Origin of the sequence: Asaia bogorensis, from assembly GCF_900465345.1 — a bacterium.
GTDB lineage: Bacteria > Pseudomonadota > Alphaproteobacteria > Acetobacterales > Acetobacteraceae > Asaia > Asaia bogorensis_A.
The window spans coordinates 185920-202827 of record NZ_UEGO01000010.1; the positions used below are offsets into that span (position 1 = coordinate 185920).

Here is a 16908-nt window from a genome sequence, read left to right on the forward strand (position 1 = left end):
ATTTGTCGCAGGATTTTTTCAGTTTTTTCCCCTGGCTGGTGGCTGTCATCGCCCTGGCTGTCTCGGTGTTTCTGTGGTCACGGCTCTCGCGCCGTGGGACCGACAGGGATCTTCTCTCACGCATCTACGTGCTGCTTGAGCGTGACGCAGCAGAACGTGGCAGCGACAGCGAATTCCATCGTAGTGCCCTGATCGAGACCGAGCGGGTCTTGTCTGCGCGTCTCGAACAGCAACGCAGCGATATGAGCGATCGTCTGGCCGGGTTGAGTCATCGCCTCGGTCAGGAGCTTGCCGAAACAAGGCTTGCTCAGGGTCAAATGCTGCGTGACATGATGCGCGAAAATGCAGAGCAGCTCGCCCAGATCCGGGCCTCAGTCAGCGAGCAGTTGCACGTTACCGTCGAAAAACAGATGCAGACCTCGTTTCAGCGCGTTGTCGAGCAGTTTTCAGCCATGCAGAAGGCCATTGGCGAAGTCTCCGCCGTGACAGCCCAGATTGGCGATCTGAAAAGGCTGTTTGGCAACGTCAAGACGCGTGGGGGTTGGGGGGAAGCTCAGCTGCGCGCGATACTTGATGATATTCTGCCCGCGGAATCCTACGACAGTAACTACCGGATTGGTGATGGTGGTGAAGTTGTGGAGTTTGCCCTTCGCATGCCGGTGCGCAGCGCCACGCCGCCGCGCCTTGCCATCGACAGCAAATTCCCCACCGAAGCCTATGAGCGTCTGATTGATGCGGTGGATCGCGCCGATCAGGCGGCAGAGCGTATCGCGCGCCGCGCCCTCGACAATGCGGTGCGCCTTGAGGCCCGCAAGATTGCCGAGAAATATATCCACCCGCCGCTTACCGTCGAGTTTGCCGTGCTCTATCTGCCAACAGACGGGCTCTACATGGAGGTTGCGCGTATACCGGGGCTGATCGACGAGGTTGGGCGTGTGCACCGCGTTATCATCATGGGGCCTTCCCTCATTCCCGCCCTGCTGCGTACAGTCCATCTCGGATATGTGACATTGGCGCTGGAGGAACGCACGGACGCCATCGCAAGGCTTCTGGGGCTCACCCGGCAGGAAATGCTGCGCATGGACGGCGTGCTTGAAAAACTCTCACGTGGCGCGGGTGCCATGAGCAATACGATTGATGAAGCAAGGCGGCGCACCCGTGTTCTGGGGCGCAAGCTTCGTGGGCTTGACGGGCAGGGGCCGGGTGACGACCTTGAAACACTGGATGAGCTTTAAGCTGAATTTTACTATCGAAGCGGGGCAGGATTAGGCAGAAATGACATCATGAAACCGGATCATAGTCTCTCTTCTGCTTTGCCAGATCTGTCGTCAAAAGCCCGCATCCTGTTTGTTGAGGATGATGACACGCTTGCGAGGGAAGTTGTTGAGGAGCTGGCGGCGCGTGGGTTTGCAGTCTCGCATGTTTCCACCGGTCAGGCCGGACTCGAAGCGGCAACGAGCGACGCCTATGATCTGCTGGTTCTTGATCGCATGTTGCCCCTGCTCGACGGGCTTTCTGTTATCGAGAAGCTTCGCAACCAGAATATCCACGCACCTGTGCTTGTTCTGTCGGCGCTCTCGGCGGTGGATGATCGTGTGACCGGTCTCAAGGCCGGTGGCGATGATTACCTTACCAAGCCTTTCGCCATGGATGAACTCGTGGCACGTATCGAGGCCCTGCTGAGGCGCCCCAATGACACGCGCGCGACAATGCTGCGTGTCGGGCCACTGGATATGGACCTGATCGACCGCACCGTGACCCGCGAGGGGCGCGATATCGAGTTGCTGCCCCGCGAGTTCCGTCTTCTGGAATATCTGATGCGCAGGCCTAACCAGGTGCTCACCCGCACCATGCTGCTGGAGGATGTCTGGAACTACCGGTTCATTCCCCAGACCAATCTGGTTGACGTGCATATCGGCAAGCTGCGTCGCAAGGTCGATGCCACCGGTGAGACACCGCTGATCCACAGCATCAGGGGATCGGGGTTCATGCTGCGTGTCGCTCTCTGACAATCCACGCTTCGGCGTTTTTCGCACGGCGACCTTCCGCCTGACGCTGGCTTTCGTGGCCGCCATCATTGGCGGCATGGTGCTGCAATTCGTCCTGCTTTTCGTGCAGATGACGCATTTCGAGGCTGAGCGGTCGAGCGGTATCCTGCATCGCGAGGCTGAGGTTCTGGTGCAGGAAACGCCGGAGCGGCTCGAATATCAGGTTCGCGAACGCGCCAGCAACGAGTTGCGCGTGGTGATCAACTGGGTTGGTCTGTTCGATGGCCATTATCATCATATTGCAGGCGATCTGAAAGCCTGGCCCGAGGGGCTGGAGGTGGATGGCAAGGTTCACCGCCTGACGCTCTCACCCACAGATGACGCGCCCTACGAGATGCGTTTTCTGGCGGTCAAGGTGCCGGGCGGCCGCATACTGGTGCTGGCTCATTCGCTGCATCTGCTCTCCGAACTTCACTACATGATACGGCGTGGCGCCCTGCTGTCGGTCTTTCCGGTTGTCATGTTTGCGCTGCTGACAGGTGTCGTGCTCAGCCATCGGGCGCTGGCCCGCGTCAAGACCATGCACGAGGCCATTGATCGCATCATGCAGGGCGATGTGCATGAGCGGCTGCCCGCAGCGCGCGAGCGCGACGAGCTTGAACGTCTGGCCGGTTCGGTCAACCGGATGCTCGACCGTCTTGAATATCTGATGGATGAGATACGCGATGTCGGTAACGACATTGCCCATGACCTGCGCACGCCGCTGACGCGCGTTCGGGCGAGACTTGAGCGCGCGACGTCGAGCCCACACGACGCTGATTATCTGAACTCGGTGATCGAGCGCGCAACGCAGGATCTGGACCAGTGCTTTTCAGTCATCACGGCTCTCTTGCGTATTGGCGAGATCGAGAATGGCCGGCGTCGCGCAGGTTTTGCGCTCGTCAATTTGGCGGATCTCGTGGCCGATATCGTTGATCTCTATGAGCCAATTGCAGAAACCAACGGTCTGACACTCACCAACGCGGTTCAGCCATCAATCCCATCCTCGTCTTCATTGCGCTCCGGCGAATGTGCGTTTGACCCGATGATTACCTTTGGTGATCGCGACCTGCTTGTGGAGGTTCTGGCCAATCTGCTCGACAACGCGATGAAATTCACGCCTGCTGGCGGGTGCGTCACGATCTCAGCCTCGCCGGCACCTGGGGTTATCCGTCTGCGTGTGGCCGATACTGGCATTGGTATTCCGGAAGCGGAACGAGAGGCTGTTCTGGGACGTTTTTATCGTTCTGACAAAAGTCGTCATGTGCCGGGTAGCGGTCTGGGGCTCAGTCTTGTCATGGCTATATTGAGGTTGCATGGAATCGATCTTGCGATTGCGGATGGTGACGGGACAGCTGATCGCCCAGGGTGTGCCTTCGAGATGGTGTTTCAGGTCTCAGAGCCGTCTGAATCTGCCTGACAATATCTGCGCTTTCGCTGCAGGACCGATTGCTGAGGGCATTGGCGAAAGCACGCCACGCCATGACCAGGCACGTCATGATTAGGCTCCCCTTAGGGAAAAACCTTTAAGGCGCGGGGTGACACATCCATGCTGGCGCAGGCGTACTATCATTGACCATGCTCTGTGACAGTCACGTGAAAGGTTGTTCCAGAACGGAACTTAAAAGGAATTTTCCTTGTCGCCCCCCGGGGTATTTGTATTTCTGGCCGTAACAGGAAAAGGAATCTCCTTGATGATATCGGGAAACGGATGGGGACTCCTCATGCCGGGTGATCAGCACAGGCGAGGGGCGGTCTCCATACTGCGTTATGGGGCGACTGCATGAATCAGGTTGTCATCACCGCACTCAAGCGGCCCTATACCTTCGTTGTCCTGTCCATCTTCATCGTCATTTTCGGTGTCCGTTCGGTTCTCAAGACGCCGACAGACGTTTTTCCGAACATCAATATCCCGGTTGTGGCGATCGTCTGGTCCTATCTGGGCCTGATGCCGGAGGATATGTCGGGGCGTGTCGTCTATTATTACGAGCGAACCCTGACCACGACGGTCAATAATATCGAGCACATCGAGAGTGGCTCCTATTACGGCCGCGGTATCGTCAAGGTCTATTTCCAGCCCGGTACCGATACCTCGGTGGCCCAGACCCAGATCACCTCGGTCTCACAGACGGTTATCAAGCAGTTGCCCACCGGGGCGACGCCACCGCTGATTCTGGCCTATAACGCCTCCTCGGTGCCGGTGCTGACGTTGCAGATCAATTCGGACAAGCTCAATGGCTCCGAATTGTACAACATGGCATCCAACCTGATCCGGCCGCAACTCGTTTCCGTACCCGGCGTCTCGATACCCAATCCCTATGGTGGTCTGGCGCCCTACATCACCGTCGATATCGATCCCTCCAAGCTGATGGCGCATAACCTGTCCGCGGTGGACGTCAGTACGGCGCTGAACAAGCAGAACATCGTGCTGCCAGCGGGCGATCAGCGTATCGGGCCGTTCGACTACATGGTGCGGACCAATGCGCAGCCCCGCGAGGTGGAGACCTTCAACAACCTGCCGCTGAAGCAGGTTGGCAATTCAGTCGTCTATCTGCGTGATGTGGCTTACGTGCATCGCGGTGGCCCGCCACAGGCCAATATGGTGCTGGTGAAGGGCCGTCAGGCCGTCATGATGGTCATCATGAAAAGCGGCGATGCCTCGACACTCGATGTGGTGGCAGGCGTCAAAAAACTGCTGCCTCAGGTTATCGATACACTACCCAAGGGAACGAGCATCAAGATCCTGACCGACGCCTCCGGTTTCGTGAAGGATTCGGTCGAGGACGTAGTGCGCGAGATGATCATCGCCGCGCTTCTGACCTCTCTTGCCGTGTTGCTCTTCCTTGGGTCATGGCGTTCCACCCTGATTGTCGCGACCTCTATCCCTCTCGCCATTCTTTGCTCGGTCATCGGGCTGAGTCTTGCGGGTCAGTCCATCAATGTGATGACGCTTGGCGGTCTTGCATTGGCGGTGGGTATTCTCGTCGATGATGCGACCGTCATGATCGAGAATATCGATGCCCATCTCGAGATGGGCAAGGATCTGGAAATGGCCATCATTGATGCGGCCAATCAGATCGTGGTCCCGACTTTCGTTTCGACAACCTGTATCTGCATTGTGTGGCTCCCGCTTTTCGAACTGACAGGCGTCGCGGGTTGGCTGTTCATGCCGATGGCCGAGGCCATCATCTTCGCCATGATCGCGTCATTTATCCTGTCGCGAACGCTGGTGCCGACCATGGCCAACTGGATGCTGGCGGCGCAGGTCGCTGCGCATGAGCATGGTGATGACGGCAAGGAGCCGGGGTTTTTCGGCCGCTTCCAGCGTGGCTTCGAAAGCGGGTTCTTTCGCTTTCGCGAGCGCTACAAGATTGTGCTTGCCGGTCTGATCGAGGAGCGTGTGAAGTTCGTCCCGTTCTTTATGGGCGTGTCGATCCTGTCCACCGGGCTCTACTACTTCGTGGGTGAGGATTTCTTCCCTGAAATCAAGTCCGGCACACTGCAGCTTCATATGCGTGCCCCCATCGGGACGCGTCTGGAGGAATCCGGCAAGATTTCCGTGCTGATCGAGAAGAAGATGCACGAGATCCTGCCCGGGCAGATCGACGCCGTGCTGAATAATTGCGGCCTGCCGTTCTCGCAGCTGAACCAGGCCTTCATCCCGACCCCCACCGTAGGGACCGAAGACTGCGATATCACCGTCTCGCTCAAGAATGACGAGAGCCCGACCGCCGAGTACCGTCGCAAGATACGTGCGGGCCTGATCGAGGCCTTCCCCGGCACACAGATCACGTTCCAGCCTGCCGACCTCACGGCCAAGATCCTAAATTTTGGCTTGCCAGCCCCGCTGGACGTGCAGGTTGTGGGCCGTGACCTTTACGGCAATTTCGCCTTTGCCAAAAAGTTGCGCCGCAAGCTGGCCACGATACCGGGCATCACCGATGTCTCGATCCAGCAGCCTATGACGCAGCCTACGCTCAGCATCAACGCGAAGCGGAGCTTTGCTCTGGGCACCGGTATTACCGAGCAGGATATCGCCCAGAACGCGCTCGTCGTGCTCTCGGGCTCGGCGCAGGTCGGGCAGGTGTACTTCCTGAACAGTTCAGGCGTCGCCCAGTTGATCGACGTGCAGACGCCCGCGAATTATCTGCAGACGCTCAATGATCTCAAGACCGTGCCGATTGACCGCGGTGACGGCAACCCGACAAATGCCCAGCCCCAGCTTCTGGGCGCCTTGTCCGAAATCGAGCAGACAGGCACCCCGGCGGAGGTTGCGCACTATAACATCATGCCGGTGTTCGATATCTACGCAGCCAACGAAAATATCGATCTTGGTACTGTGGCCAAATCCGTACAGCGCGTTGCGGACTCGATGCGTTCGGAGCTGCCGCGCGGCTCGCATCTGGTGGTTCGTGGTCAGGCGGTGACGATGACGGATGCGTATTCGCAGCTGATCGTCGGCCTCGCGATGTCGATCACGCTCGTCTATCTGATCATCGTTGTGAACTTCCAGTCCTGGCTGGATCCGTTCGTGATCATCACAGCGCTTCCCGGAGCGCTGGGTGGTATCGCCTGGAGCCTGTTCCTGACCCATACCTCGCTTTCGGTACCCGCCTTGACGGGCGCCATCATGTGCATGGGTACAGCCACGGCCAACGCCATTCTTGTCATCTCCTTCGCGCGTGAGCGGATGGAGATCCATGGTGATGCGCTCAAGGCGGCGCTCGAAGCAGGTTATGAGCGTATCCGCCCTGTGCTGATGACAGCGCTGGCCATGATTATCGGTATGGTGCCGATGTCCATAAGCAATTCCGACAATGCCCCGATCGGCAAGGCCGTGATCGGTGGCCTGCTGGTGGCGACGGCGGCGACACTCCTGTTCGTCCCCTGTGTTTTTGCCATTGTCCATTACAGAAAGCCGCGTGAACGCGGAGATGAGGGAGCCCACGCATGACCCAGCACCCAAAACAAGGTGCCGAGCCGAACCGCAAGCGGGGCCGCCTGATCATTCTCATCGTTCTGGGGGTTGCCGTTCTTCTGGCCGTCTGGGGAATCGTCGAGCGTTCGATGCATTACGGCACCCTGCGCGAGGAGGCAGACGACAATGCCCGGGCGCGTGTCAGTCTGATCAACCCGCAGGCCGGCCCGGCCGAGCGGCATCTGGATCTGCCAGCCAATCTGGCCGCCTGGTATCAGGCGCCGATCTATGCGCAGGTCTCTGGCTACGTGAAGATGTGGTACAAGGACTACGGCGCGCATGTGAAATCGGGCGACCTGCTGGCCGAGATCAGCACGCCAAGCCTTGATGCCCAGTACGAGGCCGCCAAGGCGAATTACAACGTGGTTCTGGCCCGCTACAAACTGGCCGTGATCACAGCCAAGCGCTGGGCTGATCTACGTGACACCCAGGCCGTGTCGCGTCAGGAAGTGGATGTGCAGGCTGCCAACGCGGCGGCACAGAAAGCGCAGGTCGATCAGGCACAGCACGAGGTCGAGCGCTTTGAGGCTCTGGAAAACTTCAAGCGCATCGTGGCACCGTTCGACGGTATCGTAACGTCACGTCTGGTGAATGTGGGCGATTACGTGAATGCAGGCGGCGGTGATCTGAACTCCCGCGGAAGTGCATCCGAGCTCTTTACAGTGGCAGATACGCATCGCATGCGTGTTTTCGTGTCGGTGCCGCAGGATTATGCAGCTGTGATTTCCGACAAGCTCGCGGCCAAGCTCACCCTGCCGCAATTCCCCGGTCGCGTTTACGATGCAAGCTTCCTGGCCACTGCGCAGGCCTTCAATGCCTCGACGCGAACGGTCACCACCGAGCTCGAGCTTGATAACAAGGACGGGTCGCTCTGGCCGGATTCCTACGCTACCGCCCATTTCACCGCTCCCGGCGAGCCCGGTGTCCTGATCGTGCCGGTCAATGCGCTGATCTTTCGCGCTCAGGGCACGCAGCTCGCCACGGTGGTCGATAACCGTATTCATCTGATCGACGTGAAAACGGGCATCAACTATGGCATGACGATCCAGATCCTTGGCGGCATTGCAGCCAAGGACCAGATCGTGGCCAATCCCACGGCGGATATGCTCGAAGGTGACGAGGTGAAGGTAGTGCCTGCAACGCGCGGCTATAACGATGCGACAGCCGCACCGCGCAAGAACGTGGCCCCTGCGCCGCATCAGCCGGTTCCGGAAGATGACGATGGTGGCACCAACGAGAACGGGGCGCGTCGATGAGGGCAGGATCCAGGCGCCGCGCCTTGCGTGGCAGTGCTGCTAGCGCGGTTTTCAGCCTCGCCCTGCTTTCCGGCTGCGATCTTGCGCCGCACTACCAGGCCCCGAAATTCATCTATCCCGATGGATGGAAAGGGAAGGGCGTTCTGGTGGACGCCAAGCCGGCCGACGATGTGCCCAAGGGTAAATGGTGGGAGGTCTTTCATGACCCCCAGCTGAACGCCCTTGAGGAAAAGATGCTGGCCTCCAATCCTGACCTGCAGGCTCAGGCGGAGGTGTTCACGCAGTCACGCGACATTGCGCGGGAGACAGAGGCGCAACTGGCGCCACAGCTCAATGGCTCAGCGGGGATGTCGAACAACAAGACGTCGCTCACCCGTCTGTGGCGCGGGGCCAATGCCAATTCGCCGACAACCGAATCGAGCGTGTTCTATAGCGGTGCCGCGACATGGGAGCCTGATTTCTTCAGCCGCATCCGCAATTCCACACGTATGCAAAAAAACATGGCGCAGGCCAGTGCGGCCGACTACGCTAATCTGCGCCTGATGCTCGAGGCGGAGCTGGCATCGAATTATCTCGGGTTGCGCGGGCTGGATGCCCAGTATGCCGTGTATGACGACTCGATTCGTTATTACCAGACTGCGGTAAAGATCACCCAGCTTCGTCAGGCCGGAGCAATTGCGGCGGGGCTCGACGTCTCCCGAGCCGAGAACCAGCTCTACGCCACGATGGCCTCGCAGAGCCATGTGCGTGCCCAGCGTCAGGTGCTGGAACACGCCATAGCGGTGATGGTGAACACAGTTCCGGGCAGCTTCCAGATCGCCCCGACCAACAAGCAGGTTCTGCCGTATTCCATCCTGCGTATCCCGAGCGGCTTGCCCTCGCAGCTTCTGGAGCGCCGCCCTGATATTGCCTCTGCCGAGCGCAATCTCGCAGCCAATAGCCGCGCCATTGGCGTTGCGCGGGCCGCGTTCTACCCGGATGTCACCTTCAGCCTGAATGGTGGCTTCATGAACAATGGTTTCGACCTCGCAAGCCTTGGTAACTCGATGTGGAGTTACGGCGTGCAGGCCGTGGAGCCGCTGTTTACCGGGGGCTTGCGTCGTGCGGCCTTGCAGCGTGCCTGGGCCCAGTATCGCGAAAGTGCCGATCATTATCGCTCTACCGTGCTGTCCGCTTTTCAGGATGTGGAAGACGGCCTCTCGCAGACAAGCGCCTTTGCTGACCAGCAGAAGCAGCAATATGCCGCGGTGGACGCAGCGTTGCGGACGCAGCGCATGACCATGGCGCTCTACACGGGCGGGCTGACCAATTATCTTGACGTGGTTGTGGCGCAGCAGGCTGCCCTTGTGGCGCGTATTGATGCGGTTCAGGCCCAGACCATTCAGCTTCAGGCCAGTGTCCGCCTTATCAAGGCGCTTGGCGGTGGTTGGGATCGTTCGGCCCTGCCTTCGGTCAAGTCCATCGACCCGTTCGGTGTGCTGCAATATGACGGGCTGCATCACCCGCGACCCGCAGGCGATGTGGATACGCGCAACAGCGCCAGCGATGTGAACCTGACCGGTGCGACACCCGCCGTTCCGGCGGTGACTCCCCTGTCGGCAACGGGCACCACGCGATGACGAAAGACTTGACAGCCCCGACCGCGGGGCGTTAAGGGGCCGCTCCCATTCGGAACGCGGGAGAGGCATGAGCGGTCGCGAGATCGCAAACGCCTCACTGGAACCGCGGTTCGGGCAAACCATCAAGGAGTCCCGGATATGGCCAAAAAAGTCGTTGGCTACATCAAGTTGCAGATCCCGGCAGGCAAGGCGAATCCGTCGCCGCCAGTTGGTCCGGCCCTGGGTCAGCGCGGCCTGAACATCATGCAGTTCTGCAAGGAGTTCAACGCCAAGACGCAGACCCTCGAGCCTGGCATGCCGATCCCGGTCGTTATCACGGCCTATGCGGATCGTACGTTCAGCTTCGTCACCAAGACCCCGCCGAACACCTACTTCCTGCTCAAGGCCGCAAAGGTCTCCAAGGGCAGTCAGACAGTCGGCAAGGCTGCCGCTGTTGGTTCTGTCACGACCGCGCAGCTGCGCGAGATCGCTGCAGAGAAGTTCAAGGACATGAACGCGAATGACATCGACGGCGCTGTGCGCATGCTGGCCGGTTCGGCCAAGTCGATGGGTCTGAACGTGGTGGAGGGCTGATCCTATGGCCAAGAACAAGAGGCTGAACGCCGCCCGCGCGACGGTTGACACCGACAAGCAGTACGACCTGTCCGCAGCTGTTGCCCTGGTCAAGGGTAACGCCAAGGCCAAGTTCGACGAGACCATCGAAATCTCGCTGAACCTCGGCATCGATCCTCGCCACGCTGACCAGATGGTTCGTGGTCTGATCTCGCTGCCGAACGGCACGGGCAAGACCCTGCGCGTAGGCGTGTTCGCCCGCGGCCCGAAGGCTGAAGAAGCCACGGCAGCCGGTGCGGAAGTCGTTGGTGCAGAAGATCTGGCCGAGAAGATCCAGAACGGTGAAATCGAGTTCGATCGCTGCATTGCGACCCCGGACATGATGGCGCTGGTCGGTCGTCTGGGTAAGATCCTCGGCCCGCGTGGCCTGATGCCGAACCCCCGTCTGGGCACAGTGACCATGGACGTGAAGGGTGCCGTTCAGGCAGCCAAGTCCGGCCAGGTCGAGTACCGCGCCGAGAAGGCCGGTATCATCCATGCCGGTATCGGCAAGGCTTCCTTCGGTGAAGACAAGCTGGTCGAGAACATCAAGGCTCTGGTCGATGCCGTCCAGAAGGCTCGTCCGACTGGCGCCAAGGGCACCTATCTGAAGAAGGCAGCCCTGTCTTCCACGATGGGTCCGGGCGTACGCGTCGACGTGGCGTCGTTCACGGCCTGATTTGAGAGATGACGCCGCGCGGTCTGACCGTGCGGCGGCGCAGGGGCGGGGGAAATTCCCCCGCTTCCGAACCTGTCCGAGACCGGGCGTGCTGTTCCAAGGGGCAGTCTAAGGGATCTTGAGAGAGATCCGCGAGCGGGAGACGGGGCGCCAGCAGACAAGGGTGGGGCAACCTGCCGGAATGCTGGGTTCCGATTGAATGGACAGGCGAGCGGTACTTTTCCAATTGCGGGGAAGTGCCATGGGTAACCCGGTCTGGAAGCCAAGGTTTCCGGACTGACGAGGAGAATGGATTTGGACCGTCAGGAAAAACGGGCCTTCGTCGAATTCCTCGCCAACGTGTTCAACAGCACGTCCATGGTTGTCGTGACCGAAAACAAAGGTCTCACGGTAGCTGATGTGACGGAGCTGCGTCGACGCGTTCGTGCGGCGGGTGCGACGTACAAGGTTGCGAAAAACCGGCTGGCCAGCCTCGCTCTGCATGGGACCCAATTCGACGGGATTCTTCCGCTGCTGAAGGGCCCGACCGCGCTTGCGTGGTCTGAGGATCCGGTTGCAGTCGCGAAGGCGATCGTCGAGTTCGCCAAGACGAATGAGAAGCTTGTGGTGCTCGGTGGCGCCCTTGGTAGCCAGACGCTTGATGCGAATGGTGTCAAGGCTCTTGCCGCACTGCCGTCGCTGGACGAACTGCGTGCGCAGCTGGTGGGTATGATTTCTACCCCCGCTACGCGTATCGCAGGCGTTGTCCAGGCTCCGGCCGGCCAGCTTGCTCGCGTTTTCGGCGCCTATGCCAAGACCGGCGAAGCCGCCTGAATTGTCTTACGCAGCACCGCTCCTCTTTAGGAGCGCGGGTTGTGAATCGAAAACCAGTTACCATATAGGACCATCATCATGGCCGATCTGAACAAAATCGTTGACGAACTGTCCGCTCTGACCGTTCTCGAAGCTGCTGAACTCTCGAAGCTGCTCGAAGAGAAGTGGGGCGTTTCCGCTGCTGCTCCGGTTGCCGTTGCTGCTGCTGGCCCGGCCGCTGCCGCTGCTCCTGCTGAAGAGCAGACCGAGTTCACCGTGATCCTCGCCGAAGCCGGCGACAAGAAGATCAACGTGATCAAGGAAATCCGTGGCATCACGGGTCTGGGTCTGAAGGAAGCCAAGGACCTGGTCGAAGGCGCACCGAAGACCGTCAAGGAAGGCGTTTCCAAGGACGAGGCAGCCAAGATCAAGAAGCTGCTCGAAGACAACGGCGCCAAGGTCGAAGTCAAGTAATCAAGCCCACGGACCGCGCTTCGCCTTCGGGCGGGGCCGGTTGTGGATTGAGACAGGTCAGGGCGGAAATCCTTTCGGGTTTCCGCCCGATTTGCCGTTGCGGACAAACCCTGTATAAGGGCCGGTTGTCACGCAACAACAATTTGAATTCACGGTACCGGTCGTTCCGGTCGCCCGCCATGACAGGTCTCCTGGCATGTGGACGACCCGAAGGTCTGGTGCGAGAGGGCAGGGATAGATGAACGCAATCACCAAATCGTTCACAGGACGCAAGCGGATTCGCAAGAGCTTCGGGCGGATCCCCGAAGTGGCGCCGATGCCCAACCTGATTGACGTGCAGCGCGCAAGCTATGAGACGTTCCTTCAGATGAACGTGGCGCCTGACAGCCGTCAGCAGACGGGTCTTCAGGAAGTGTTCCGGTCGGTTTTCCCGATCAACGATTTTGCGGGACGTGGCCGTCTCGAGTTCGTTTCCTATGAACTCGAAGAGCCGAAATATGATGTCGAGGAATGCATCCAGCGCGGGCTGACCTTTGCCGCGCCGCTGAAGGTCATTCTGCGTCTGATCGTCTGGGATGTGGACGAGGATACGGGCTCGCGCTCGATCCGCGATATCAAGGAGCAGCCGGTTTACATGGGCGACATGCCGCTCATGACCGATAACGGCACGTTCATCATCAATGGCACCGAGCGCGTCATTGTCAGCCAGATGCATCGCAGCCCCGGCGTGTTCTTCGATCACGACAAGGGCAAGACACATTCTTCCGGCAAGTATCTCTTCGCTGCCCGCGTCATTCCGTACCGTGGTTCATGGCTCGATTTCGAATTCGACGCCAAGGACCTGATCTATGTGCGTATCGACCGCAAGCGCAAGCTGCCGGTCACGACCCTGCTCTATGCCCTTGAGGGCGAGCACTCCATCGCTGCCCGCGCTGCCAAGGCTGCCGAGGGTGGTGATGTCGAGGCGCTTGGCATCCGTGGCATGGATCAGGACGAAATCCTGGCCTATTTCTACGGCACCGTGCCGTTCACACGCATGCCGAAGGGCTGGGCGCGTCCGTTCGACCCCGAAGCTTTCCGTGGCATGAAGCTGCTTGAGCCGCTTTACGACGCCGATACCGGCGAAGTGGTGGCCGAGGCCGACGCCAAGCTGACCGCGCGCATGTGCCGCAAGATCGCGGAAACGACCAAGGACGTGCTCGTTGGTCGCGCCGATCTGCTGGGCCGCTTCATCGCGCAGGATCTCGTCAACGAGAACACCGGCGAGATCTACGCCGAGGCCGGCGAAGAGCTGACCGAAGCGCGCCTCGAAGCGCTCGAGGAATCGGGCGTCACCGAGCTGCCGATGCTTGCCGTCGACTCCTCGCATGGCCCCTGGATTCGCAACACGCTCGCCGTGGACAAGAACAACCGCCGCGATGAAGCGCTGATCGATATTTATCGCATCATGCGCCCCGGTGAGCCGCCGACCCCGGAAACGGCAGAAGCCATGTTCCAGGGCCTGTTCTTCGATGCTGACCGCTACGACCTCTCGGCCGTGGGTCGCGTCAAGATGAACATGCGTCTTGAAGTCGATGCACCGGACACCATGCGCGTGCTGCGCAAGGAAGACATCCTGCGTACCGTCAAGATCATGTGCGAGCTCAAGGATGGCCGCGGCCAGATCGACGATATCGACAATCTCGGTAACCGTCGTGTCCGCTCCGTCGGCGAGCTGATGGAAAATCAGTATCGCGTCGGCCTGCTCCGCATGGAGCGCGCCATTCGCGAGCGTATGGGTTCGGTTGATGTCGATACGGTCATGCCGCATGACCTGATCAACGCCAAGCCTGCTGCTGCTGCCGTACGTGAGTTTTTTGGCTCGTCGCAGCTCAGCCAGTTCATGGACCAGACCAACCCGCTCTCCGAAGTCACGCATAAGCGTCGTCTTTCGGCGCTTGGTCCGGGCGGTCTGACCCGTGAGCGCGCTGGCTTCGAAGTCCGTGACGTTCATCCGACGCATTACGGTCGTATCTGCCCGATTGAGACGCCTGAAGGGCCGAATATCGGTCTGATCAACTCGCTCTCGACCTATGCGAAGGTGAACAAGTACGGCTTCATCGAGACGCCTTACCGCCTCGTTCAGGATGGTGTGCTGCAGGCCGGCTGGAAATACCTCTCCGCCATGGAAGAGGACAAGCTGATCGTTGCCCAGGCTGATGCCGCGCAGGACAAGAGCACGGGCCGTCTGACCGACGAACTCGTTTCTGTCCGTCGTTCGGGTGACTTCCGCCTTGTGCCGCCCGAGCAGGTCACGGCCTGCGACGTGTCGCCCAAGCAGCTTGTTTCGGTCGCCGCCGCGCTCATTCCGTTCCTTGAGAACGATGACGCCAACCGCGCATTGATGGGCTCGAACATGCAGCGTCAGGCCGTGCCGCTGGTGCGCGCCGATGCGCCGCTGGTCGGTACGGGCATGGAAGCTGCTGTGGCCCATGACTCGGGCGCGACCATCGTTGCCAAGCGCAATGGTGTGATCGACCAGATCGACGGTGCGCGTATCGTCGTGCGGGCTACCGACGAAGCAGGTTCGACACAGGGCGTCGATATCTATCGTCTGCGCAAGTACATGCGCTCGAACCAGTCCACCTGCATTAATCAGCGTCCGCTGGTGCGCGTGGGTGACACGGTTCATGCCGGTGACATCATTGCTGACGGTCCGTCCACCGAGCTGGGTGAACTGGCTCTGGGCCGCAACGTGCTCGTCGCGTTCATGCCCTGGAATGGCTACAACTTCGAAGACTCGATCCTCATCTCCGAGCGTATTGCCCGTGATGACGTGTTCACCTCGATCCATATCGAGGAATTCGAAGTCATGGCGCGCGACACCAAGCTCGGTCAGGAAGAAATCACCCGTGACATTCCGAATGTCGGTGAGGAAGCTCTGCGCAACCTCGACGAAGCCGGTATCGTCTATGTCGGCGCCGAGGTGAACCCGGGCGACATCCTGATCGGTAAGGTTACACCGAAGGGCGAGAGCCCGATGACGCCGGAAGAGAAGCTTCTGCGCGCCATCTTCGGTGAAAAGGCTTCCGACGTTCGCGACACCTCGCTCAAGCTGCCCCCGGGCACGAGCGGTACGATCGTTGACGTGCGCGTCTTCTCACGCCGTGGCGTGGACAAGGACGAGCGCGCTATGGCGATCGAACGCGCCGAGATCGAGCGTCTGACCAAGGATCGTGACGACGAGCGCGCCATCCAGGAGCGCAGCTTCGTAGCCCGTCTGCGTGAGCGTCTGCTCAACCAGACGGCGGCTGCCGGCTTCAAGGGTATCCGTGCAGGCACCGTCATCACCGACGAGGTTCTGGACGAGCATCCCCGTGGCGCCTGGCGCAACATCACGGTCAGCGATGACAGCGTGATGTCCGAGCTGGAAACGCTGCGCCGCGAATACGACGCTGCCGTAGGCAAGATTCAGGCCCGTTTCGACAGCAAGGTCGAGAAGCTGCAGCGCGGTGACGAGCTGCCGCCGGGCGTGATGAAGATGGTCAAGGTCTTCGTGGCTGTGAAGCGCAAGCTGCAGCCCGGTGACAAGATGGCCGGTCGTCACGGTAACAAGGGTGTCGTCTCGCGCGTCGTGCCGGTTGAGGACATGCCGTTCCTTGAGGATGGTACGCCGGTCGATCTCGTGCTGAACCCGCTGGGCGTGCCGTCGCGCATGAATGTCGGTCAGATTCTCGAGACCCATCTGGGCTGGGCCTGTGCCAATATCGGCCAGAACATCGGCAGAATTGCCGATGATTACCAGCGTACGGGTGAGCGCAAGCTCGAACTGCTTGAGAGCCTGCGTGACGTCTATGGCGATGCCGTGTTCGAAAGCGATATCGCGACCCTGCCGAACGAGCAGCTCCTCGAGCTGACCGGTAACCTCCGCAAGGGCGTGCCGATCGCAACGCCGGTGTTCGACGGTGCGTCGATCCCGGATATCGAGGACATGCTGGTGAAGGCCGGTGTGGACAAGTCGGGTCAGTCGCAGCTGATCGACGGCCGTACGGGTGAGGCTTTCGAGCGTCGCACCACGGTCGGCTACATCTACATGCTGAAGCTGCATCACCTTGTTGACGACAAGATCCATGCCCGTTCGATCGGTCCGTACTCGCTCGTCACGCAGCAGCCGCTGGGTGGTAAGGCGCAGTTCGGTGGCCAGCGCTTCGGTGAAATGGAAGTCTGGGCTCTTGAAGCTTACGGTGCCGCCTACACCCTGCAGGAAATGCTCACGGTCAAGTCCGATGACGTTTCCGGCCGTACGAAGGTCTATGAGGCCATTGTGCGTGAGCAGGACGATTTCGAAGCCGGTATCCCCGAGAGCTTCAACGTTCTGATCAAGGAACTGAAGTCGCTCGGCCTGAATGTCGATCTGGAGCAGAGCGCAATCTGATGCGCTTTGTCTCTGCCTCCTCCGTGTTTGTTGCTAACGCGGGCGCGGCCGGTCTTCCGGCCCGCTCCGTGAAATGGG

The 16908-nt window shown here is 60.0% G+C and carries 11 protein-coding genes; all 11 read left to right on the top strand.

The window, feature by feature from the left end:
- Nucleotides 1-2 precede the first annotated feature (2 nt).
- The 11 genes from ED655_RS04535 to rpoB all read left to right on the top strand — a co-directional run bounded on the left by ED655_RS04535 (nt 3) and on the right by rpoB (nt 16830).
- A complete protein-coding gene (locus tag ED655_RS04535; RefSeq protein WP_408735643.1) occupies nt 3-1235 on the top strand; it encodes a DNA recombination protein RmuC in 1233 nt (410 codons plus the stop codon).
- Between the two features lie 48 nt (nt 1236-1283).
- Nucleotides 1284-2009, top strand: coding sequence for a response regulator transcription factor (locus ED655_RS04540; RefSeq protein ID WP_122049164.1), 726 nt, complete (start codon nt 1284-1286; stop codon nt 2007-2009).
- The gene (locus ED655_RS04545; RefSeq protein ID WP_240993501.1) at nt 1996-3447 is read left to right on the top strand and encodes a sensor histidine kinase; all 1452 of its coding nucleotides are present in this window, start codon (nt 1996-1998) and stop codon (nt 3445-3447) included. Before ED655_RS04540 ends, ED655_RS04545 begins: the two co-directional genes overlap by 14 nt.
- A 363-nt stretch (nt 3448-3810) precedes the next feature.
- A complete protein-coding gene (locus tag ED655_RS04550) occupies nt 3811-6981 on the top strand; it encodes an efflux RND transporter permease subunit (protein WP_122049165.1) in 3171 nt (1056 codons plus the stop codon).
- Entirely contained in the window at nt 6978-8261 is a 1284-nt protein-coding gene (locus tag ED655_RS04555) for an efflux RND transporter periplasmic adaptor subunit (RefSeq protein WP_122049166.1), read from the top strand. Before ED655_RS04550 ends, ED655_RS04555 begins: the two co-directional genes overlap by 4 nt.
- Nucleotides 8258-9880 carry an efflux transporter outer membrane subunit gene (locus ED655_RS04560; RefSeq protein ID WP_122049167.1) on the top strand — a complete coding sequence of 541 codons (1623 nt, stop codon included), beginning with the start codon at nt 8258-8260 and terminating at the stop codon, nt 9878-9880. Before ED655_RS04555 ends, ED655_RS04560 begins: the two co-directional genes overlap by 4 nt.
- A 138-nt stretch (nt 9881-10018) precedes the next feature.
- A complete protein-coding gene (gene rplK, locus ED655_RS04565; protein ID WP_023979014.1) occupies nt 10019-10453 on the top strand; it encodes a 50S ribosomal protein L11 in 435 nt (144 codons plus the stop codon).
- Between the two features lie 4 nt (nt 10454-10457).
- Complete coding sequence (gene rplA, locus ED655_RS04570; RefSeq protein WP_023979013.1) at nt 10458-11150, top strand: 50S ribosomal protein L1; 693 nt, start codon at nt 10458-10460, stop codon at nt 11148-11150.
- A 294-nt stretch (nt 11151-11444) separates the two neighbouring features.
- Nucleotides 11445-11963: a 50S ribosomal protein L10 gene (gene rplJ, locus ED655_RS04575; RefSeq protein WP_062165691.1), complete on the top strand. Its 519-nt coding sequence runs from the start codon at nt 11445-11447 to the stop codon at nt 11961-11963.
- Nucleotides 11964-12041: 78 nt separating this feature from the next.
- On the top strand, nt 12042-12416 hold the full coding sequence (gene rplL / locus ED655_RS04580; RefSeq protein WP_023979011.1) for a 50S ribosomal protein L7/L12: 375 nt from the start codon (nt 12042-12044) through the stop codon (nt 12414-12416).
- 238 nt (nt 12417-12654) lie between these two features.
- Entirely contained in the window at nt 12655-16830 is a 4176-nt protein-coding gene (gene rpoB / locus ED655_RS04585; protein ID WP_122049168.1) for a DNA-directed RNA polymerase subunit beta, read from the top strand.
- Nucleotides 16831-16908: the final 78 nt, after the last annotated feature.

Excerpts from the sequence above, each read along its gene's own strand:
- ED655_RS04540 (WP_122049164.1), top strand. The coding sequence starts at position 1,284 with ATGAAACCGGATCATAGTCTCTCTTCTGCTTTGCCAGATCTGTCGTCA.
- ED655_RS04555 (WP_122049166.1), top strand. The coding sequence starts at position 6,978 with ATGACCCAGCACCCAAAACAAGGTGCCGAGCCGAACCGCAAGCGGGGC.
- rplA (WP_023979013.1), top strand. The coding sequence starts at position 10,458 with ATGGCCAAGAACAAGAGGCTGAACGCCGCCCGCGCGACGGTTGACACC.
- rpoB (WP_122049168.1), top strand. The coding sequence starts at position 12,655 with ATGAACGCAATCACCAAATCGTTCACAGGACGCAAGCGGATTCGCAAG.
- ED655_RS04550 (WP_122049165.1), top strand. The coding sequence starts at position 3,811 with ATGAATCAGGTTGTCATCACCGCACTCAAGCGGCCCTATACCTTCGTT.
- rplK (WP_023979014.1), top strand. The coding sequence starts at position 10,019 with ATGGCCAAAAAAGTCGTTGGCTACATCAAGTTGCAGATCCCGGCAGGC.
- rplL (WP_023979011.1), top strand. The coding sequence starts at position 12,042 with ATGGCCGATCTGAACAAAATCGTTGACGAACTGTCCGCTCTGACCGTT.
- ED655_RS04560 (WP_122049167.1), top strand. The coding sequence starts at position 8,258 with ATGAGGGCAGGATCCAGGCGCCGCGCCTTGCGTGGCAGTGCTGCTAGC.